Source organism: Tianweitania sediminis (assembly GCF_017813335.1).
GTDB lineage: Bacteria > Pseudomonadota > Alphaproteobacteria > Rhizobiales > Rhizobiaceae > Tianweitania > Tianweitania sediminis.
In genome coordinates this window covers 375,660-395,666 of record NZ_JAGIYY010000001.1, presented here as the reverse complement: position 1 = coordinate 395,666, position 20,007 = coordinate 375,660, and the positions used below count along the sequence as shown (strand labels likewise).

The window sequence follows — 20,007 nt, the reverse complement described above, 5'->3', positions numbered from 1 at the left end:
GCTCTCCTCAGGCAGCGACGGGCACGAGCGTGCGGGTGCTGAGCGGCGTGGATTTGCTGAAATTGGCGCCCGCCACCGCATCGCCGATGATGGTCATGACAGGGCCATCGAGGTCGGTGCGACGTTCCAGCGTAGGCAGATCAGCCAAGGTCCCATGAAACATGCGCCGGCGGGCGTAGCTGGCGTTTTCCACCACCGCCACCGCAGTATCTGCCGCCAAGCCGGCGTCCATCAAGCGTTCTGCCACTTCGGCGGCGATCGAGCGCCCCATGTAAACCGCGACCGTTGCCCCGCCGATGGCGAGCTTCGCCCAGTCAGGCAAGGCATTCCCCCGCAGATCATGGCCAGTGGTAAATACCAGCGAGGACGAAACACCGCGCAAGGTCAGCGGCAGCTCGAAGTCAGCGGCCGCAGCGAAGGCGGAGGTCACGCCCGGCACCACCTCATAGGAGATGCCTGCATCCCGAAGCGCCTGCATTTCCTCACCGGCGCGCCCGAAAACAAGCGGGTCGCCGCACTTCAGGCGCACCACCTGCTTGCCGTTTTGGGCAAGCGTCACCAGGAGCGCGTTGATTTCGGCCTGGGTTTTGGAATGGCAGCCCTTGCGCTTGCCGGCAGGAATGCGCTCGGCATCCCGGCGGCCCATTGCGACCACCGCGTCGGGAACCAGCGCGTCATGAACGATCACATCGGCCTGCATCAGCAGGCGGTGGGCGCGCAACGTCAACAGGTCCTCGGCGCCGGGGCCTGCGCCAACAAGCGCCACATGGCCTGGAAGATCGCGGCGTCGCGCGAGCAAGTCGTTCGCCGCGGCTTTGGCTTCATCGGCATGGCCGATCTCGAGCAGCCGCGCTGGCTCGCCTTCGAAAAAGTCGCTCCAATACCGCCGCCGTGCGGAGCCTTTGGGCACGAAGCGTTCCACGAGGTGGCGGTATCCCGCAGCCATCTGAGCCGCCGCGCCCAGAGATGGCGACAACATCGCTTCCACGCGCGAACGGATCATCTGTGCCAGCACTGGCCCGGCGCCCTCCGTGCCGATCGCAATCGCGACGGGAGCGCGGTTCACGAGGGCCGGCGTGAAGAAGTCGCACAAGGCAGGCCGATCAACCGCATTGGCGCAAATCCCATGCGCCTTGGCAAGATCAACGGCGGCCGCGTCGGTCGCCTCGTCTCCGGTGGCGGCGAAAAGCATCACCGCGTTCTGGAGATCGCCTTTCAGGAGCGGGCGGTGGCGGTGAACGGCCCCATTGGCAGCAATCCAGTCCGCGAGATCCGGCTCCGGCACCTCGGGAGAAACAACAACGATTTCGGCGCTGGACTGGCCGAGCAAGCGTGCCTTGGCCAAGGCTTCCGCGCCGCTCCCGACAATCACCACGCGGCGACCATCCACCTTCATGAACAAAGGGAAGGCGGCGAGCTTGGCTGGCTGGCTGGCTGCGGGCATGGTTTGGCTTCCGAAGTTGAGCTCCAAAAATGATGGGAAACGGCAGCGGATTGAAGAAACATCGTGCCGACGCTGAAGGCCGGACACGATTGGTTTTCCAATCTTCCCGCTGAAGGGGAGATGTTTCGTTCGGCTTGCCCCAATCCGCAAGCGGCTGGCGAGGGCTGTTGCATTGACGCCATCCACCTGGCCGCTTAAGCGAACGCCTTCCCCTATCAGGAACTCGACCATGGCTTCCGCGCTTCCCACCAGCTTGCAGATTGATCCGGCGCTTCTTGAGGCAGCAGGCGTCAGCAAAGCCTGGCCGTTTGAAGAAGCGCGCAAGATCATCAAGCGCTACGAGGGGAGGGAGTGGCCTGCCGCAATCTTGTTCGAGACGGGCTATGGCCCATCCGGCCTGCCGCATATCGGCACCTTCGGCGAAGTCGCGCGCACCACCATGGTGCGCCATGCCTTCCGCGTGCTGACCGAAGACAAGGTGCCGACGCGGCTGCTTTGCTTTTCCGATGACATGGACGGCATGCGCAAGATCCCGGACAATGTCCCTGATCGCGCCTTCCTTCAGCCGCATCTGCACAAGCCGCTGACCGTGGTGCCGAACCCGTTCGGAGGCGATTACGAGAGCTTCGGCCACCACAACAATGCAATGCTGCGGCGCTTCCTCGATACCTTCGGCTTCGATTACGAGTTCGCCAGCGCAACCGACTACTACAAGGTCGGTCGCTTCGATGCGATGCTGATCCGGGCCGCCGAGCGCTACGACCAGATCATGAAGGTGATGCTGCCGACGCTGGGGGCCGAACGCCAGGCGACTTATAGCCCATTTCTGCCGATCTCACCCAAGTCCGGTCGCGTTCTTTACGTCCCGATGAAGGCGGTGGATGCGGCAGCTGGCACGATCACCTTCGATGACGAGGACGGCGAGGAAACCACGCTGACCATCACCGGAGGAAACGTAAAGCTGCAATGGAAGCCGGATTTCGGCATGCGCTGGGCCGCCCTCGACGTTGATTTCGAAATGTTCGGCAAGGACCACCAGACCAACCAGCTGATCTATGACCGGATCTGCGCCATACTGGGCGGCAAGCCGCCCGAGCATTTTGTGTACGAGCTGTTCCTGGATGAGCAGGGCGAGAAGATCTCAAAGTCCAAGGGCAACGGCATCACCATCGACGAGTGGCTGGCTTATGCGCCGACCGAGAGCCTGTCGCTGTACATGTTCCAGAAGCCACGCACGGCCAAGCGCCTTTACTTCGACGTGATCCCGAAGGCGGTCGACGAGTATTACACCTACCTGTCGGCTTACCGCCGGCAGGACGCCAAGGCACGGCTCGACAACCCCGTCTGGCATATTCACAACGGCAACCCGCCGGATCTTGAGCTGCCGGTGCCGTTTGCGCTGTTGCTCAACCTCGTCAGCGCTTCCAATGCACATGACAAGGCGGTGCTGTGGGGCTTCATTTCCCGCTACGCGCCGGGCGTGACGGCGCAAACGCATCCCGAGCTCGACCGGCTGACGGGCTACGCCATCCGCTACTTCGATGATTTCGTGAAGCCGACCAAGAGCTTCCGCGGGCCAGACGAGGTCGAGCGCGAAGCGCTGACTGCATTGTCAAAAACGCTGGGCGAACTGCCCGCCGGCTCGGACGGCGAAGCGATCCAGAACGCCGCGCTGAATGTCGCGCGTCGCATCGAGCGCTATCAGGATCACACGAAAAAGAGCCCGGAAGGCGGGCCGGGCGTGTCGGTCGTGTTCTTTGCGATGATCTATCAGGTGCTGATCGGACAGGAGCGCGGGCCGCGCTTCGGTTCGTTTGCCGCCCTGTACGGCATTGCGGAAACGCGGGCTCTGATCGCCAAGGCGCTGGACGGCACGCTCGCCTGACCCTTTGAGCTGACCCTTTACTGCGAGGGCAGGGAAGGCGGCGGCGGAAAGTTGCCTTCCCGCAGCGGTGCGGTTCGGTTGGGGGCCACCAGTGCCGGTCCGGTGAAGGAAGGTGGCGGGGCGGCGCTGCCGGGCTCGATCACCACAGGCGGAAGAGCCGGCTTGTTGCCATAAATGCCGTGTTCCGCCTCACGCGCCTTCTCACCGAGTTGCGCGAGCGGGCCGCCCTCTTCTGCGTGTGCCCAGCCCTGCGCGGCAAGCCAGGTGCCGAGATCCTCGCCGCCTACCGTGCAGCGTGTCACCACTGGCGCAGCCGGCGCTTCGTCTGGAACGGCGCAAGACAAGGCGCGCCCGCGCAGGAAATTGCGAAATTGGGTTCGTGCCGCGGCTCCACAAAACCATTCACGGCCATCCGAGCCCGTGCACCGTTCATCGGGATCAAGTGGGGTCAGCCCGTCGAGTTCGATGTTGTAGCCCTGGGCTTGCAGCAGTCCCGCGGCGGTGGGAACCGGCCGGTAAAGGAGCTTTTCCGTCCAGTTCTCGTCCACGGCCGCCGGCTGGGTCGCGGCGGATGCGACCTCTTCGGCGGGATCGAGGAAAACAACTGCGCCGCCATCATCCGTCGGTGCGGGATCTTGGTCCACGATGCCGGCCGCTTCAGCCATGGCGGCCGCATCTTCATCTGACGTCTCAGACACGGCGTCGCCAACGCTAAACGCGGGTGCCGCTTCGCGCGCCTTGATCTGTTGACCGGACACAAAGATCGCTGCGCTGAACAGGAGGAGCCCGCCGCCGATCAGGGCGGTGTGCTGGGCTGAACCCAAACGCCGCTGCATCGCTATTGGCTCGCCCAAACAATGCGCGCCATCCACTCGATTTCGCTCACCGGGACCGTGCGTTCTGGATGGGCGGGGTTGAGGGAATGAAGGTCGACCGCCTGGGCGTTCTGCCGCGCCAGCACCTTGGCCATCACCTCGCCGCCCGTGGTTTTCACGACCACCCGGTCGCCCTTGCGCATGATGGCACCGGGATCCACGATGAGCCGGTCGCCGTGGCGGTAAAGCGGCAGCATGGAATCCCCCTGCACCTCCACCGCGTACCCGCCTTTAGGCAGCAGCGTCGGCAGATCGACGCTGTCCCAGCCCTGGCCGGTCGGAAATCCTGCATCATCGAAAAAGCCGCCAGCGCCGGCTTGCGCAAAACCCAGAACGGGGACCGCCTGCGATTGCGCAGAAAGGCCATCTGGCAGGCTGTTCACCAGCCGCATGAATTCGTCCAGCGACGCCCCCGTGGCGGCCATGATCTTGGAAAGGGACTCGGTGGAAGGCCAGCGTGGCCGACCATCGACCGATTGCCGCTTCGATTTGTTGAAGGCCGTGGAATCAAGACCGGCGCGCTTTGCCAAACCCGAGGCAGACAGCGAGTGCCGCGCCGCCAGCGCGTCGATTGCCGCCCAGACCTTTTCGTGGGAGAGCATTGCAGGCGTCTCGTGAACAGGAAAAAAGTCCTGATTCGCTGTTTAGCCCGCTCGCTTCTCCTTGTCTAGGGTAGGCTTTCCACCCTCCGCCTTGGCGATGGCACGCAGCCCCGCATGCGACGACATAAAGATCTCTTCCGCTTCCGAGGGCGGCCGGGGAGTGACCTCGGCGTCCAGCCGATCCACCAGGTCTTGAATGGGCACGAAACGGCGGTTGGCGAGGTCGTAGACACCGCCGGTGGTCATCACGATCGCGGCCGTGACATTGCCGTCGAGCACAAAGCGATGGCGCCCGATCACCTGAGTGCCGGCCCATGTTTCGAGCGTGGAAACGAGTTCGAAGCGGGTCCAAAGCTTAATTTCGCGCACGAACACGCTCTGCAGGCCGCCCAGCATGGGCGCCCAGCCTTGCGCCCGCGCCAGCTTGATCATGCCGCTGCGGTTGAAGATGTCGATGCGGCCGACATCGGCCAGCATCATGTAGCGGGCGTTGTTCAGGTGCAGGTTGCTGTCGATGTCGGACGGCAGGCAGCGGAACCGGAGGCGGCTTTCGCCGCCCATCCGGTAGGCTCCGCGCCGGCTTCCGGAAAGAAGCGTGCGCGCCAGCCGTGCCCAAACATACATCGGAGCTCAGGCCGCTTCTTTTTCAGATCCCTGATACGGATCGAAGCGCGTGTAGAAGGTTTCGCCCTGGTCGGCCATGTCGAGCAGGAGCTTCGGCGCCTTGAAGTCCGCGCCGTACTTCTTCTGCAGCGTCTTGGCGAGCTTCACGAACTTGGCCACGCCCATGCCGTCGATGTAAGACAGGGCACCGCCGGTGTAGGGCGCAAAGCCGAAAGCGAGGATGGAGCCGACATCCGCTTCGCGCGGATCGGTCACGATGCCTTCTTCCATCACCCGCGCCGCTTCCAACGCGATGGTCACGAGAAGGCGCTGCTTGATTTCCTCGATGTCGATGTCTTCGGGCTTCTTCTGCTTGTAAAGGTCCTTCAGGCCCGGCCACAGCGACTTCTTCGCGGGCTTTGCCGGATAGTCATAGAAGCCCTTGCCGTTCTTGCGGCCGAAGCGACCATGCTTGTCGACCATCGTGTTGATCAGGGCGAGTTGCTGCGGGTCCACGGCCTTTTCGCCGAGATCGCGCACCGTCTGCTTCATGATCTTCTGCGCGAGGTCCACGGCGGTTTCGTCGGTCAGCGCCAGCGGCCCGACCGGCATGCCGGCGAGCTTGGCGCCATTCTCGATCATCGGAGCCGGGATGCCTTCGATCAGCATCTTGTAGGCTTCCGACATGTAGCGCAGCACGCAACGGTTCACGTAGAACCCGCGTGTGTCGTTGACCACGATCGGCGTCTTCTTGATCGCGCGGACGTAGTCGATCGCGACTGCGACGGCCTTGTCCTCGGTTTCTTTGCCGAGAATGATTTCCACCAGGTTCATCTTGTCGACCGGTGAGAAGAAGTGGATACCGACGAAGTTCTTCGGGCGCGCCGAATTCTTCGCCAGACTGGTGATGGGGATGGTGGAGGTGTTGGACGCAAAGATCGCATCCTTTGCGATCACCGCTTCCGCCTTTTCGGTCACCGCCTTCTTGATCTCGGAATCCTCGAACACGGCTTCGACGATGAGGTCGCAGCCATCGAGGTCGGCATAATCCGCGGTTGGCGTGATCAAGGACAAAAGCTTGTCCTTGTCTTCGGCCGTGGCGCGGTTCTTCTTGATGAGCCCGTCCATCAAGCCTTCCGAATGCGCCTTGCCCTTGTTGGCGGCATCCATGTCGCGGTCAAGAAGCACAACCGGGATGCCGGCCTTGGCCGTGACATAGGCGATGCCTGCCCCCATGAACCCAGCGCCCAGAACGCCGATCTTCGTGAACTTGCTTTCCGGCTGGCCCGCCGGGCGGCGCGCGCCCTTGTTGAGCTCCTGCAGGGAAACGAAAAGCGAGCGGATCATCATCGCCGCTTCCGTGGTCTGCAGGATCTCCACGAAATACCGGAGCTCGATCTTCAGGGCGGTGTCGAACGGAACCAGCAAGCCCTCATACACGCATTTCAGGATCGCTGCGGCGGCCGGGTAATTGCCGGCTGTTTCGCGGCGCAGGATCGCAATCGCTGGTGGCCACAGATTGGCGCCGGCAGCCGAGTAAACCGGCCCACCTGGAAGCTTGAAGCCCTTTTCGTCCCACGGCTGGACCGGCTTCAGTCCGTTCTTGATCATGCTTTTCGCGGTGGCGACGATGGTGTCCGCTGCGGCCACTTCATGCACCAGGCCCATGCCCTTGGCCTTCTTTGCCGACAGCGTTTGGCCGGAGGTGAGCATCTGGAGCGCATCTTGCGTGTTGGTCAGGCGCGGCACGCGCTGGGTCCCGCCTGCACCGGGGAAAATGCCGACCTTCACTTCCGGCAGGGCGATCTTCACCGTGTCGGAATCCGCCACCACACGCCCATGGCACGCCAGCGACAATTCAAAAGCGCCGCCCATGCAGATGCCGTTGATGGCAGACACCCAGGGTTTGCCGGATGTTTCCAGCTTTCGGAACAGCCGGCTCATGGCGCCGCCGACGTCAAAAAGGAAATCCACCGCCTTGGCATGGTCCTCCGCATGAAGGCGGGCGAACTCGCCCGTCATGCGGTTGAGCATGGTGAGGTCGGCGCCGGCCGAGAAGTTGCTTTTCCCCGAGGTGATCACGGCGCCCTTGACCGCATCGTCCGATGCCACCTGGTCGATAATTGCCTGAAGCTCCTGCATCACCTCTTCGGTGAAGACGTTCATGGAGCGGTTCGGCATGTCCCAAGTGACAAGCGCGATGCCATCGGCATCCGTTTCGACGGTGAAGTTCACAAAGGTCATGAGCTTCGGGCCTCTTCTTCGCGTTGATTGGATAACATTTGATAAGTTCGGATCCGAAAAAGATCAGATGCCGGCGAAATCTTGCGTTTGTTGAAGCTTCCGCAAGGACTTAGCGCTTTTGATGCATGGCACCGAACAAGGAGATCATGGCTTTGAACGCCTGCCAGGGATGCCATTCCGGCGTCAAACTCGATTTCGATTTCACCATGGCCTTCCAGCCGATCTTCGACACGCGAACAGCGGCAGTCTGGGGCTATGAAGCGCTGATCCGCGGAACGGGCGGCGAGGGCGCGGCGTCGATACTGAACCGCGTTCAGCCTGAGCAGCGCTACAAGTTCGATCAGGCGTGCCGGGTCAAGGCAATCGAGCTTGCCTCGCGGCTCTACCCGGAAGGCGCGGGCAAGCCGCCGCGCTTGTCGATCAACTTCCTGCCCAATGCCGTTTACGAGCCGTCGGCCTGCCTGCGGGCGACGCTGGCTGCGGCGCGCAAGCACCAGTTTCCGCGCGAAGCCATCATGTTCGAGTTCACGGAGAACGAGATGGTCCGTGATACCGGGCACCTGCAGTCGATCATCGAGGAATATCGTCGCCAAGGCTTCGTGACGGCTATCGACGATTTTGGCGCCGGCTATGCCGGGCTTGGGCTCCTGGCCGAGTTCCAGCCGGACCTGATCAAGCTTGATATGGATCTGATCCGCGGCATCGACACGAGCAGGGCGCGCCAGGCGATCATCGGTGGCCTCATGCATATCGCCCGGACGCTCGACATTGAGGTCCTCGCGGAAGGCATCGAAACCGAAGCCGAGTTCCTTGTTTTGAAGGCGGCCGGCGTTTCCCTGTTCCAGGGCTACTGGTTTGCCAAGCCGGGCTTTGAAAGCCTGCCGGGGCTCGCGCCCGAAACGGAACGGGCGTTCAGGCAGGCGGCCTGAACGCTGCTCGTTTCGGAACGCGACGAGAGGCATGGGCTTAGACGCGCTCGATGATGGTGGCAGTGCCCATGCCAGCACCGATGCACAGGGTCACCAACGCGGTGTTGAGGTCGCGCCGCTCCATCTCGTCGAGCACGGTGCCGAAGATCATGGCGCCTGTCGCGCCGAGCGGATGGCCCATGGCAATGGCGCCGCCGTTGACGTTGATATCATCCGGATCGATGTCGAAAGCCTGCATGTAGCGCAGCACCACGGAGGCGAAGGCCTCGTTCAATTCGAAGATGTCGATGTCCGACAGCTTCATGCCGGCCCGCTTCAGGAGCTTTTCGGTGACATCAACCGGGCCGGTCAGCATCATGGCCGGTTCCGAGCCGATATTTGCGAAAGCCTTGATCCGCGCCCGCGGCTTCAGGTCCATCGCCTTGCCGGCCTTCTTGGAGCCAAGCAACACGGCGGCCGCACCGTCCACGATGCCCGACGAGTTGCCGGCATGGTGGACGTGGTTGACGCCTTCGAGTTCGGGATAGCGCTGCACGGCCACGGCGTCGAAACCGCCCATCTCGCCCGGCATCACGAAGGACGCGTTGAGCGAAGCGAGGCTCTGCATGTCCGTGGAAGGACGCATGTGCTCGTCACGGTCGAGGATCACCGCGCCATTCTGGTCTGTGACCGGCACCACCGAATCCTTGAAGCGACCTTGTTCCCAAGCCTTGGCGGCGCGCTTCTGTGATTCCACGGCATAGGCATCGACGTCATCGCGCGAAAAACCGTATTTCGTGGCGATCAGGTCGGCTGACACGCCCTGCGGCATGAACCAGCCTGGCAAGCCGACGGACGGATCCATGAACCAAGCGCCGCCGGACATGCCCATGCCAACGCGCGACATCGATTCCACGCCGCCGGCGATCACGATGTCGTCCGAGCCCGCGACGATCTTGGCCGCGCCGAGGTTGATGGCGTCGAGCCCCGACGCGCAGAAGCGAGAAATCTGCATTCCCGGCGCCTTGAAATCGTAGCCGGCTTCGAAAGCGGCCGAACGCGGGATCACAGAGCCGGCTTCGCCGACCGGATCAACGCAGCCGAAGATGATATCGTCCACTTGCGCCGTGTCGAGGTTATTGCGATCGCGCACGGCTTCCAGCACCTTGGCGCCAAGGCGCACGGCAGGCACCTCGTGGAGCGAACCATCCTTCTTGCCGCGGCCGCGGGGCGTCCGGACGGCGTCGTAAACATAAGCATCAGCCATGGTTTTGATCCCTAAGAGGCCGGTTCGACGGTCACAACCGTCTTCACCGAGTTGGCGATGAAACAGGCGTCATGCGCCTGGTGGTGAAGTTGAGCGATCTGATCGGCAGGCGCAGTGGCATCGATACGCGGGCGCAAGCTGACTTTGGTGATCGACATGCGGCCGTCGGCGCCCTTTTCCATGACGCCTTCGGCCTGGTCTTCATAGGACTGGACCTCGACGCCCGCACGCCGGGCGAAATCAAGAAACCACAGCATGTGGCAGGACGACAACGAGGCGACAAACAGTTCTTCCGGGTCGACCGCCATTTCGGATGAGAACTGGGCCGGCACGTTGCCGGGTGCACCGGAAGCCTGGATGGTTGTACCGCCATAAAACGCGATCTCGTGAACCCGCGTATAACGGCCGAGGTTGAAATGATCGTCGGCGTCCTGCTTCCACCGGATCGTGGCTGTATGCGTGGACATGGCTCAAAGGCTCCGGGCGATCAAAAGCTTCATGATCTCGTTGGTGCCGCCATAAATGCGCTGGACGCGGGCGTCGCGGAACATGCGGGCGATCGGATATTCGTTCATGAAGCCGTAGCCGCCATGCAGCTGGACGCACTCGTCCACCACCTTGCACTGCAGGTCGGTCAGCCAGTACTTCGCCATGGATGCGGTGGTGGCGTCGATCCCACCATCAAGATGGCGCTGGACGCAATCATTGTAGAAGACGCGGCCGATGCTGGCTTCCGTTTTCAGCTCCGCCAGCTTGAACTGCGTGTTCTGGAAATCGAGGATCGACTTACCGAAGGCCTTGCGCTCCTTCACGTAGTCGATGGTGACCGCAAGCGCCCGCTCGATCATCGAGATGGCCTGAGCGCCGATCAGGAGCCGCTCCTGTCCCAGCTGTTGCATCAGCTGAATGAATCCCTGCCCCTCTTCGGTGCCGAGGAGGTTGGCGGTCGGCACGCGCACGTCGTTGAAGAAGAGCTCGGATGTGTCGTTCGCCTTCAAGCCGACCTTGTCGAGGTTGCGGCCACGCTCGAAGCCTTCCACTTCGTCGGTTTCCACCACGATCAGCGACGTGCCCTTGGCACCCTTGGACGGGTCCGTCTTGGCGACAACGATGATTAGGTTGGCGTTCTGACCATTCGTGATAAAGGTCTTGGAGCCGTTGAGCGTATACTGGTTGCCTTCCTTGCGCGCGTTGGTTTTCACGCCCTGAAGGTCGGATCCCGCACCTGGTTCCGTCATGGCGATGGCGCCGATCAGCTCACCGGTCGCCATGCGCGGCAGCCACCGCTTCTTTTGTTCTTCCGAGCCGTAATGAACGATGTAAGGAGCGACAATCGCATTGTGGAGCGCGATGCCGAACCCATCCACGCCGACATGCCCGATCGCTTCCGCAATGGCGCTTTCATGCGCGTAAGTGCCGCCCGAGCCGCCATATTCTTCCGGAACCGATGCGCACAGCAGGCCCGCGGCGCCGGCCTTGCGCCAGCTTTCCTTGTCGACGATCTCGTTCTTCTCGAACTCATCGTAACGCGGTGCGATCTCCTCGCTCAGAAACCGCGCCGACATGTCGTACAACATGGCGACATCGTCTTGCGCCCAGCGAGGCGTCGGCAGTCCCAGGATGGTGGCAACTTCGGACAAGACTGTCTCCTCCAGATCAGCTCAAGAACCGGCAGATTTCGACCTAACGCATGTTAGGCGAATGCTGCCGTTCCTAGATCAAAAGGCTTCTTCGGGCAACGCCATCAGAGTATCGGCGCCGGCCGTTATGCGCGCAAGACGCGTTGCCGTTTCAGGCAACACCCGCTCGTTGAAGAAGCGCGCAGTGACAAGCTTCGTTTCGAAGAACGACGAAGATCCGTTTGCGCCGCCAGCCAGCTTTTCCTGTGCTGCCTTCGCCATCTGGCCCCACATATAGCCCATCGCGACCAGGCCGAAGAGGTGCATGTAGTCGGTGGATGCGGCACCCGCATTATCCGGCTTCTGCATGGCGTTCTGCACCAGCCACATGGTGGCCGCCTGCAGATCGTTGAGCCCCTTTTTCAGCGCTTTGGTGAACGGCGCCATCTGTTCGTCCGACCTGTTCTCCTCGCAGAACGCGCCGACTTCCTTGAAGAAGGCCTGAACAGCGCGGCCGCCATTCATGCCGAGCTTGCGGCCAACCAGATCCAGCGCCTGGATGCCGTTGGCACCTTCATAGATCATTGCGATGCGGGCATCCCGAACGAACTGGCTCATGCCATGTTCCTCGATATAGCCGTGGCCGCCGTAAACCTGCTGCGCGGCAACCGCGTGGTCGAAGCCCTTGTCTGTAAGGACGCCCTTCACCACCGGGGTCATCAGGCTCAGGAGATCGTCGGCCTGTTCGCGCTCCTTCTCGTCTTCCGCCCGGTTGGCGAGATCCGATTTCAGCGCAGTCCAAAGCTGGAGTGCCCGTCCGCCTTCGGTGTAGGCGCGCATGGTGAGAAGCGAGCGGCGGATATCCGGATGCACGATAATGGGATCGGCGGCCTTGTCCGGGTTCTTCGCGCCAGACAGAGAGCGGCCCTGCAGGCGTTCGCGCGCATACGCCACCGCGTTCTGGTAAGCGATCTCGCCGACCGCCAGGCCCTGCAACGCCACGCCGAGGCGTGCTTCGTTCATCATCACGAACATGGCCTTCAGGCCGCCGTTCTCGGCGCCGATCAGCGTGCCTTCGGCTTCGTCATAGTTCATGACGCACGTGGAATTGCCGTGGATGCCCATCTTTTCTTCAAGCGAGCCACACGACACCGTGTTGCGCTCGCCGACGCCGCCGTCGGCTGTGACCTTGTATTTGGGCACGATAAACAGCGAGATGCCCTTCACGCCGGCCGGCGCGCCCTCGATGCGGGCCAGCACGAGGTGGATGATGTTTTCGGCCATGTCGTGTTCACCGGCCGAGATGAAGATCTTCTGGCCGGAAATCCTGTAGGTGCCGTCGCCGGCTGGCATGGCCTTGGTGCGAAGCAGGCCGAGATCCGTGCCGCAATGCGGTTCGGTCAGGTTCATCGTGCCGGTCCAGGTGCCCTCCACCATCTTCGGGAGGTAGGTGGCCTTCTGTTCCTCGGATCCATGCTCGACGATGGCGGCAATCGCGCCCTGGGTCAGCCCCGGATACATCATCAAGGCCATGTTGGCTGACGACATATATTCCGCAACCGCCGTATGGAGCGTGTAAGGCAGACCCTGGCCGCCGAACTCAGCCGGTACGGCGAGACCCATCCAGCCACCTTCACGATAGCGATCATAGCCGTCCTTGAAGCCGGCAGGGGTGGTGACCGCGCCATCGTCGCTGCGCGTGCAGCCCTGCTCGTCGCCAACCCGGTTCAACGGGTGAAGCACGTTTTCCGAAAGCTTCGCGCCTTCTTCGAGAATGGCATCCACCACGTCGTCCGTGGCTTCCTCAAAGCCTGCCACATTGCTGTAGCGAGCCAAACCAAGCACATCCCGGAGGATGAACTTGGTGTCCTCTACGGGCGCACGGAACACAGGCATCGTCGACCTCCGGAACTCAACTGGAATAGGGCGGGCGCACCGATGCCTGCCCGGCCAGCTAAAATATTGACGTTTGCGTAAACGTCAATAGAAGCGCCGCTAGTTCGGCTTCGAGTTTGCCAGAGCCGATAGCTTTTCTCGCGTGGTGGTGATGACGTCCTGCAGGGCGGAAATTGCCGAATCGAGCTCGGCCCGCTGCTTCTCCAACCGCCCGAGCTGCCGTGTCGACCGCTCAACCACCGCCTTCATCTGCCGCAAATTGGTGCCGCTCGGATCGTAAAGATCCATCAGTTGCTTGACCTCGCGCAGGGAAAACCCAACCTTTCGGCCCAGCAGGATCAGCCGCAAGCGGGAAAGATCGCGGCGATGGTACAAACGCATGCTGCCAACACGTTCGGGATCAAGCAGGCCTTTGTCCTCGTAGAAGCGAAGGGTGCGAAGTGAAACGCCAAATTCCTTGGCCACGTCGCCGATGCGCCGCGCATCACCGAAATCGTGTTCGCCGTCTGCACTCAACTCAACAGGAAGCTGTTCGTCCGCATGAATGCGGTCGCTGATATGTGCCATTGTTTTTCTTGTTCTTCTGCTGGTGTGGGTTCACGAACGGACCGGATGCCGAAGCAACGCGGAGAAGCGCCGTCGGCCTTGGCAAGCTTGCAAGTCTGGTGGTCCGATTCCTCGTTTATATAGGTTGAACCTACCCGTATGCAACGCAACGGAACCCGCATTTGCGAAGGGCTCCTATGCGTCCGGAGCGTCGAAGGCGACGCCGCTTAACGCCCTGTTAACTATATGGCGGGAATGGTGCGACTGTCGGCGGTCCGGAGGATGCAGGTAACGCATTGTTCAGGATCGCGTGTCGGGAAACACACTGTTTTCTGATTCGAACCGCTGCTGTTTTCGCAATGACGCAAGGTCCCGGCAATCTAGACAGTGTCTTAGTGCGCGTCAGCAGTAGCACTTGATGTACTAGGCGGGCGGTTTCATGACCAGCAGGCGATCATATCTCGACACCCTCAACACCGGGCGGCAGCGCCGTGGAAACGGATCGCTCGACGACCTGACCCGCACGCTGGAAGCACTCGAGGCCCATCTGGAACGCCCGTCGCCGTTTTCTGAGCCGCGCCCGCAATCGGCAGCCGTCGGCGAAAAGAAAGCCGAGCGGACCGCAGCCGATGCACCGGCTGGTCGCCTCCAAACCGTGGCGCAGGATCTGGATCGCACCCGGCGCGCAGGTGATGAAGTGGCTGTTGTTGGACAGATCGCTTCGGAGCTTCAGGCTCTCCGCGACGAAATGCGCCAGCAGATGTCGGCCTCGCTGAGCCGCGAATTCGAAGACCTGCGCGGTGACGTGAAGCGGATCGCCGTTGAAGCGCGGCAGGGCTCTGCCGGTGAAGGTCTGCTGGGAGAAATCGACCGTCTGTCGGGTGCCATCACCGACCTGTCGCGTCGCAGCGACGACGAGAAGGTTGGTTTGCTGCGGTCCGAACTGGAGCAGGTGAAGGTTTCCATCCAGTCACTGGCGCGCGAAGACACCTTGCGCGAAGTGGGCGATAGTTTCGATCGCCGCATGCAGAAGTTCGAAGAACAGGTGGCGGCGGTTCGCCCCGTTGGCGACACCTCGGCCTTTGAAGCGCTGGTGATCCGGCTGGAGCAGATTGCCGCGGCCGTCGACGTGCTACCGGAATCGACTTCGGTCAGCGCCTTGGACGAGCGCGTTCGCACCTTGGCTGGCGCCCTGGAGCACTTCTCGCGCAAGCAGGATGCGCAAAGCGAACAAACCATCGATATGATCGGCGAGCGGCTGGATGAGATTTCCCGCGCAATTGCCGCATCGCTTGGCCGCAGCCAGCCGGCCGTTGTTGATCTCGAACCATTTCAGCGCATTGAAGCGCGCATGGCCTCGCTCGCCCACCAGATCGAGGAACTGACGGAAGATCGCCCTTCCGCCCAAGTCATGGGGCAGCTCTCGTCCCTGTCGAACCGCGTGGACGAGCTCGCGGCTCGTGCAGCACTTCCCGAACAGGCCGTCGAGCGATTGAGCGCGCAGCTGGCCCAGATCGTGGAACGGCTCGAGATGGCGCCGGACAGCCCCGATGTTGACGCGATCTTTGAAGGCCTGGAACGCCGCTTCTCGGTTCTGTCAGAAACGCTCGACCGCCGCCAAACCGATTCGGTGGAACAGGGCAACCTCCTGCTGCAGGATCTGGAAGCGCGTCTCGACGCCATTGTTGAACGGCTCGACCTGCATGCCGAACAGCGTCCGGACCAGGGCGAAATCCTGTCCATGATGGACGAGCGCTTCGCCGTTTTCGCGGCACGCCTGGACGAGCGCGTTGCAACCGGGCCGGAAGCAGAAAGCATCCGCGAACTGGAACAACGGCTGGGCGAGATCGCCACGCGGCTCGATGAATCGCTGCGCCAGTCTTCCAGCATCGACGAGGGCATCATCGGCCGGCTGGAAGCGCAGGTGGCGGAAATGTCGCTTCGCTTGTCGCAGCCGGCGCACGCCCTGCCGGACTTTGAAGACCTCGCGCCCCGCTTCGACCAGATCGAGCGCACCATTGCCAGCCAGCACCAGTCCTTGATTGGCGCGGCCCGCAGTGCCGCCGCGGAGGCTGTCGCGGAATGGGCCGACCGCACGCCGGATCCGCAGGCGATCGTCGGCCTGTCGGACGAGCTTCGCTCGCTGGAAGCGCTGACCCGCAAGTCGGACGAGCGCAACTCCAAGACCTTTGAGGCCATCCACGACACGCTGATCAAGATCGTGGATCGGCTCAGCTCCATGGAGCAGGCGAGCGTCCATGATGAGCGCGTGGAAGACGCCCGTGACGACGCAGAGACCGCTCCCGCCAAGCCTCTCGTCGCCGACGCACCGTCCATTGCCGCTGACGATGTGACCCTGCTGACCGGCGACCTCGCTGAGGATCCGGCCGAAGAAGCGGCGATCGAGGCACCGATCGAGCCTACGCCCGATGTTCAGGCGCCAGTTGCAAAGAGCAGCGACGACAAGCGGTCGGTGCTGGGTGGCCTCACAAAGGCGCTGCGTGGCCGCAAGGACAAGCGTACCGACACCGACGCTCCGGCTCAGGCAACTGCGCCGCGCGACGAACCGGGCTTCCCGTCGCTCGACCAGCCGCTTGATCCGATGATCGCCAACCAGCCGCTTGAGCCGGGCAGTGGTGCGCCCGATCTAAACGCCATCATGAAGCGCGTGCGCGATGAGCGTGGACCGATCGGCCGCAAGGATGACATTGATGCCGCAAAGTCCGACTTCATCGCCGCGGCGCGTCGGGCGGCCCAGGCTGCCGCCGCCGAAGCGGTGATCAAGAAGCGCGGCGGCGACAGCTCGGACGGCAATCGCAGCAAGCTCGGCAAGATGCTTGGCCTGCGCCGCAAAACCGTTCTGATGGCAACCGCGGCCGTTTTCGTCGGCATGGGTGGTCTTCAGCTTGGCCGCGCTTACCTCTCGGACGGTTTGCCGCGCATGGCGCTCCTGGACGACTTCTTCCCCCCTGAAGCGCCGAGGGTGGCGCTGGCAACCGAAGAGCCGCCGCTACCGCCCATGCTGGTGGCTGCCGAAACGAAGCCTTCACCGGACACCTTCACCCCGGCGCCGCTGCCAGCCGAACTTGCGGTGGAAGCTGGCGAAAACAAGAACCTGGCGCTGGATGAGCCACGCGGGCCCGAAGATGTCGTGACCGCATCAACTCCGGCTCAAGCGGTTCCGATGATTGTTGAAGCGGCCGTTGCGCCTCAGTCTCCTGCCGCACTGCCTGTCCTTCCGGCCGTGGCCGAGAAGCCGGCGATTGCTCTCGAGGAGCCTGCGCAGCCCGACCAACCCGTCGCCGTTGCTGCCCTGTCGACAGGGATGCCGTCTCTCGACCTCAACGAGCAGGCCGGAGTTCAGCCAGCTGCAGCCGAAAGCCTGCCGCCCATCACCGTTCCTGTAACGGCAGGTCCTGTTGCGCTTCGCGAAGCGGCGGAAACCGGCGATGCCAAGGCGCTTTATGAAATCGCCTCCCGCTTTGCGGAAGGACGCAACGGTGCCGTGGACATGAAGGCTGCGGCCGAATGGTACCTCCGCGCCGCCGAGATTGGCTATGCACCGGCTCAATATCGCGCAGGCAATTTCTACGAGAAGGGCTTGGGCGTCGATCGCGACATTGCGAAAGCCAAGGCTTTCTATGAAGCCAGCGCAGCGCAGGGCAATCCGAGCGCCATGCATAACCTCGCCGTGCTTCACGCAATGGGCGCCGACGGCACAACAAACAACCCGGAAGCGGTGCGCTGGTTCAAGCAGGCGGCTGACTACGGCGTCGAAGACAGCCAGTTCAACCTAGGCATCCTGGCCGCCAAGGGCGTCGGCATGCCGCAGGACTTGGCGGCATCCTACAAGTGGTTTTCCCTTGTTGCGGCGGATGGCGACAAGGACGCCGAAGCCAAGCGCGACGAAGTCGCCGCAATCCTGAAGCCCGAGGAACTCGAGCGTGCCCGCGCCGAGGTCGCAGCCTGGCGTGCCAAGCCGCAGGACCCCGCAGTGTCGGACGTCGACGTTCCCAACGAGTGGCGCGAGGGGCAGGACACGACGGCCAGCGTCGACATGAAGCAGGCGGTCACAAACATCCAGCTGATCCTGAACAAAAACGGGTTCGATGCCGGTACGCCCGACGGGCTGATGGGCGACAAAACCAAGAAGGCGATCGTCGCCTTCCAGTCGGCCAACGGCCTGACCGCCGACGGTGAAATCAACGAACCGCTGGTTCGCGCGCTTCTGTCAAAGAAATAAGGATGGCTTTGTCGCTGACGGTACGAAGAACGACGCCTGAAAAGTGACATTGCCGCACTTTAGCGGTTAGAACTGTGCCACACCATTTCGGTCCTGCCGCCCGGCGGGACCGATTTCATTTCAGCGCAGGAGGCAAGTCGAGGGGTGAACATATATCTCCCCATCGCCGAGATGTCGGTCAACGGTCTCGTTGTCCTGCTCATGGGTGGTGCCGTCGGATTCCTGTCCGGCCTGTTCGGTGTGGGTGGGGGATTTCTGATCACCCCCCTTCTGATCTTCTACAACATTCCGCCTGCCATTGCGGTTGCCACTGGCGCCAACCAGGTGATCGCGTCGTCCATGTCCGGCGCTCTGGCGCATTTCCGCCGCCGTACGCTCGATTTCAAGCTTGGCTTCGTGTTGCTGGTCGGCGGCATCTTCGGGTCCAGCATAGGCATCGTGGTGTTTTCCTGGCTGCGAAGCCTGGGTCAGCTCGATCTCTTCATTTCGCTGCTCTACGTGGCATTTCTCGGCACCGTCGGCGGTCTGATGCTGGTGGAAAGCGTCAACACGCTGCGCAAACAGCGCAGCGGCGCGCCGGCCTCGTTAAAGCGGGCGGGTCAGCACCATTGGGTGCACCGTTTACCCTTGAAGATGCGTTTCAGGGCCTCCAAGCTGTTTGTGAGCGTGATCCCGGTCCTGGTGCTCGGCGCTGGCATCGGCTTTCTGGCCGCGATCATGGGTGTCGGCGGCGGCTTCATCATGGTGCCCGCGCTGATCTACCTCCTCAAGGTGCCCACCAACGTGGTGATCGGGACCTCGCTGTTCCAGATCATCTTCACGGCGGCTTTCACCACGATCGTCCATGCCGCCACCAATCAGACCGTGGATGTGGTTCTGGCGCTTCTTCTGATGCTCGGCGGCGTTGCCGGTGCGCAATATGGCGCCCGTGCGGGGCAAAAGCTGCGGGGCGAGCAGTTGCGGCTTTTGCTGGCGCTCCTTGTCGTCGCCGTGGCGCTGCGGCTGGCTTTTGATCTCTTTGTGCAGCCGGCAGATATCTATTCGCTAGGTCCTCTCGGGGAGTTCTGACGGTGAAGCGGCTCCTTTTCTCTGTCCTCGCCTTTGGGCTGTTGCTGACTTCGGCGCAGGCGCAAACGGCTGTGCAGCCTGAGCAAGCCTACGCCGAAAACATCCAGATCGGCCTGTCGACGGACCGCATCACCATCACGACGGACTTTTCCGGCGCGGATCTCACCATCTTCGGCGCGTTGAACGACGTCGATCCGCAATTTGCCCGGCAGAATCGCTATGATGTGGTGGTGGTTCTGGAAGGCCCGGCGCGCCCTGTGGTGGTGCGCCGCAAGGATCGCGTGCTTGGCATGTGGATCAACACGCAATCGGAAACCTTCGTGAACGTCCCGATCTCCTATTCGGTGGCCACGACGCGGCCCCTGCAGGACATCGCCCAGCCGGCAACCTATCAGCGTTTGTCACTGGGCGCAGACTACATGTACCTGCAGCCACGCGATCGCGATGCACTCCCCATCACCATCGAAGAATTCACGGCGGCCTTGCGCGAACGCAAGGAAACCACCGGGCTTTACAGTGAACGCATCGGCGGCGTGCAGTTTCTGTCGCCCAACCTGTTTCGCGCAACGCTTGAACTGGCGCCCAACGTGCCGCTCGGAACGCACCGCGCACGTGCTTTCTTGTTCAAGCAGGGTTTGTTTGTGCGGGAAACCTCCGCATACCTCGCCATCCAGAAGTCAGGCTTGGAACAGTCGATCTATCGAGCCGCGCATGACTACAGCCTTTTATACGGAATCTTCGCGGTGGCGCTTGCGATCGTCACAGGATGGCTGGGACGTCTGATCTTCAGCCGCGACTGAGGTATAC

Annotated in this window: 15 protein-coding genes; 5 read left to right on the top strand and 10 right to left on the bottom strand. The window is 62.3% G+C overall.

Features of this window, described 5'->3' with window-relative positions; all coding sequences use genetic code 11:
- Positions 1–7: 7 nt before the first annotated feature.
- Positions 8–1,444 (bottom strand): siroheme synthase CysG, encoded by a 1,437-nt coding sequence (cysG, locus tag J5Y06_RS01835; RefSeq protein ID WP_209333402.1) that lies wholly within the window; start codon positions 1,442–1,444, stop codon positions 8–10.
- 229 nt (positions 1,445–1,673) lie between these two features.
- Here cysG and J5Y06_RS01830 point away from each other — a divergent pair, with 229 nt between their 5' ends.
- Entirely contained in the window at positions 1,674–3,329 is a 1,656-nt protein-coding gene (locus J5Y06_RS01830) for a lysine--tRNA ligase (RefSeq protein WP_209333401.1), read from the top strand.
- Between the two features lie 17 nt (positions 3,330–3,346).
- Here the strand turns inward: J5Y06_RS01830 and J5Y06_RS01825 are convergent, their stop codons facing one another.
- From J5Y06_RS01825 to J5Y06_RS01810, 4 genes are read right to left on the bottom strand one after another with little or no spacing between them, the layout of a single operon-like run.
- The gene (locus tag J5Y06_RS01825) at positions 3,347–4,165 is read right to left on the bottom strand and encodes a thermonuclease family protein (RefSeq protein WP_209333400.1); all 819 of its coding nucleotides are present in this window, start codon (positions 4,163–4,165) and stop codon (positions 3,347–3,349) included.
- A gap of 2 nt (positions 4,166–4,167) precedes the next feature.
- Entirely contained in the window at positions 4,168–4,806 is a 639-nt protein-coding gene (locus J5Y06_RS01820) for a LexA family transcriptional regulator (RefSeq protein WP_209333399.1), read from the bottom strand.
- Positions 4,807–4,848: 42 nt separating this feature from the next.
- Positions 4,849–5,430 carry a thioesterase family protein gene (locus J5Y06_RS01815; protein ID WP_209333398.1) on the bottom strand — a complete coding sequence of 194 codons (582 nt, stop codon included), beginning with the start codon at positions 5,428–5,430 and terminating at the stop codon, positions 4,849–4,851.
- A 6-nt stretch (positions 5,431–5,436) separates the two neighbouring features.
- Positions 5,437–7,653, bottom strand: a complete 2,217-nt coding sequence (locus J5Y06_RS01810) for a 3-hydroxyacyl-CoA dehydrogenase NAD-binding domain-containing protein (protein ID WP_209333397.1) — start codon at positions 7,651–7,653, stop codon at positions 5,437–5,439.
- Between the two features lie 125 nt (positions 7,654–7,778).
- On the opposite strand from J5Y06_RS01810, the gene J5Y06_RS01805 reads away from it, so the two are divergent.
- On the top strand, positions 7,779–8,582 hold the full coding sequence (locus J5Y06_RS01805) for an EAL domain-containing protein (RefSeq protein WP_245247519.1): 804 nt from the start codon (positions 7,779–7,781) through the stop codon (positions 8,580–8,582).
- Positions 8,583–8,619: 37 nt separating this feature from the next.
- Here J5Y06_RS01805 and J5Y06_RS01800 read toward each other — a convergent pair whose 3' ends face one another.
- From J5Y06_RS01800 to J5Y06_RS01780, 5 genes are all read right to left on the bottom strand, one after another.
- Positions 8,620–9,828: an acetyl-CoA C-acetyltransferase gene (locus tag J5Y06_RS01800; protein WP_209333396.1), complete on the bottom strand. Its 1,209-nt coding sequence runs from the start codon at positions 9,826–9,828 to the stop codon at positions 8,620–8,622.
- A gap of 11 nt (positions 9,829–9,839) precedes the next feature.
- Positions 9,840–10,295, bottom strand: coding sequence for an OsmC family protein (locus tag J5Y06_RS01795; RefSeq protein ID WP_209333395.1), 456 nt, complete (start codon positions 10,293–10,295; stop codon positions 9,840–9,842).
- A 3-nt stretch (positions 10,296–10,298) separates the two neighbouring features.
- Positions 10,299–11,405: an acyl-CoA dehydrogenase family protein gene (locus J5Y06_RS01790; RefSeq protein WP_209334323.1), complete on the bottom strand. Its 1,107-nt coding sequence runs from the start codon at positions 11,403–11,405 to the stop codon at positions 10,299–10,301.
- 141 nt (positions 11,406–11,546) lie between these two features.
- The gene (locus J5Y06_RS01785) at positions 11,547–13,343 is read right to left on the bottom strand and encodes an acyl-CoA dehydrogenase C-terminal domain-containing protein (protein WP_209333394.1); all 1,797 of its coding nucleotides are present in this window, start codon (positions 13,341–13,343) and stop codon (positions 11,547–11,549) included.
- 99 nt (positions 13,344–13,442) lie between these two features.
- Positions 13,443–13,910 carry a MerR family transcriptional regulator gene (locus J5Y06_RS01780; protein WP_209333393.1) on the bottom strand — a complete coding sequence of 156 codons (468 nt, stop codon included), beginning with the start codon at positions 13,908–13,910 and terminating at the stop codon, positions 13,443–13,445.
- 418 nt (positions 13,911–14,328) lie between these two features.
- On the opposite strand from J5Y06_RS01780, the gene J5Y06_RS01775 reads away from it, so the two are divergent.
- The 3 genes from J5Y06_RS01775 (at position 14,329) to J5Y06_RS01765 (ending at position 20,000) form a co-directional block, all read left to right on the top strand.
- Positions 14,329–18,132, top strand: a complete 3,804-nt coding sequence (locus tag J5Y06_RS01775; protein ID WP_209333392.1) for a peptidoglycan-binding protein — start codon at positions 14,329–14,331, stop codon at positions 18,130–18,132.
- Between the two features lie 144 nt (positions 18,133–18,276).
- The gene (locus tag J5Y06_RS01770) at positions 18,277–19,200 is read left to right on the top strand and encodes a sulfite exporter TauE/SafE family protein (protein ID WP_209333391.1); all 924 of its coding nucleotides are present in this window, start codon (positions 18,277–18,279) and stop codon (positions 19,198–19,200) included.
- Between the two features lie 2 nt (positions 19,201–19,202).
- Complete coding sequence (locus J5Y06_RS01765; RefSeq protein ID WP_342453352.1) at positions 19,203–20,000, top strand: TIGR02186 family protein; 798 nt, start codon at positions 19,203–19,205, stop codon at positions 19,998–20,000.
- Positions 20,001–20,007 lie beyond the last annotated feature (7 nt).

Excerpts from the sequence above, each read along its gene's own strand:
- cysG (WP_209333402.1), bottom strand. The coding sequence starts at position 1,444 with ATGCCCGCAGCCAGCCAGCCAGCCAAGCTCGCCGCCTTCCCTTTGTTC.
- J5Y06_RS01830 (WP_209333401.1), top strand. The coding sequence starts at position 1,674 with ATGGCTTCCGCGCTTCCCACCAGCTTGCAGATTGATCCGGCGCTTCTT.
- J5Y06_RS01825 (WP_209333400.1), bottom strand. The coding sequence starts at position 4,165 with ATGCAGCGGCGTTTGGGTTCAGCCCAGCACACCGCCCTGATCGGCGGC.
- J5Y06_RS01820 (WP_209333399.1), bottom strand. The coding sequence starts at position 4,806 with ATGCTCTCCCACGAAAAGGTCTGGGCGGCAATCGACGCGCTGGCGGCG.
- J5Y06_RS01815 (WP_209333398.1), bottom strand. The coding sequence starts at position 5,430 with ATGTATGTTTGGGCACGGCTGGCGCGCACGCTTCTTTCCGGAAGCCGG.
- J5Y06_RS01810 (WP_209333397.1), bottom strand. The coding sequence starts at position 7,653 with ATGACCTTTGTGAACTTCACCGTCGAAACGGATGCCGATGGCATCGCG.
- J5Y06_RS01805 (WP_245247519.1), top strand. The coding sequence starts at position 7,779 with ATGGCACCGAACAAGGAGATCATGGCTTTGAACGCCTGCCAGGGATGC.
- J5Y06_RS01800 (WP_209333396.1), bottom strand. The coding sequence starts at position 9,828 with ATGGCTGATGCTTATGTTTACGACGCCGTCCGGACGCCCCGCGGCCGC.
- J5Y06_RS01795 (WP_209333395.1), bottom strand. The coding sequence starts at position 10,295 with ATGTCCACGCATACAGCCACGATCCGGTGGAAGCAGGACGCCGACGAT.
- J5Y06_RS01790 (WP_209334323.1), bottom strand. The coding sequence starts at position 11,405 with ATGTTGTACGACATGTCGGCGCGGTTTCTGAGCGAGGAGATCGCACCG.
- J5Y06_RS01785 (WP_209333394.1), bottom strand. The coding sequence starts at position 13,343 with ATGCCTGTGTTCCGTGCGCCCGTAGAGGACACCAAGTTCATCCTCCGG.
- J5Y06_RS01780 (WP_209333393.1), bottom strand. The coding sequence starts at position 13,910 with ATGGCACATATCAGCGACCGCATTCATGCGGACGAACAGCTTCCTGTT.
- J5Y06_RS01775 (WP_209333392.1), top strand. The coding sequence starts at position 14,329 with ATGACCAGCAGGCGATCATATCTCGACACCCTCAACACCGGGCGGCAG.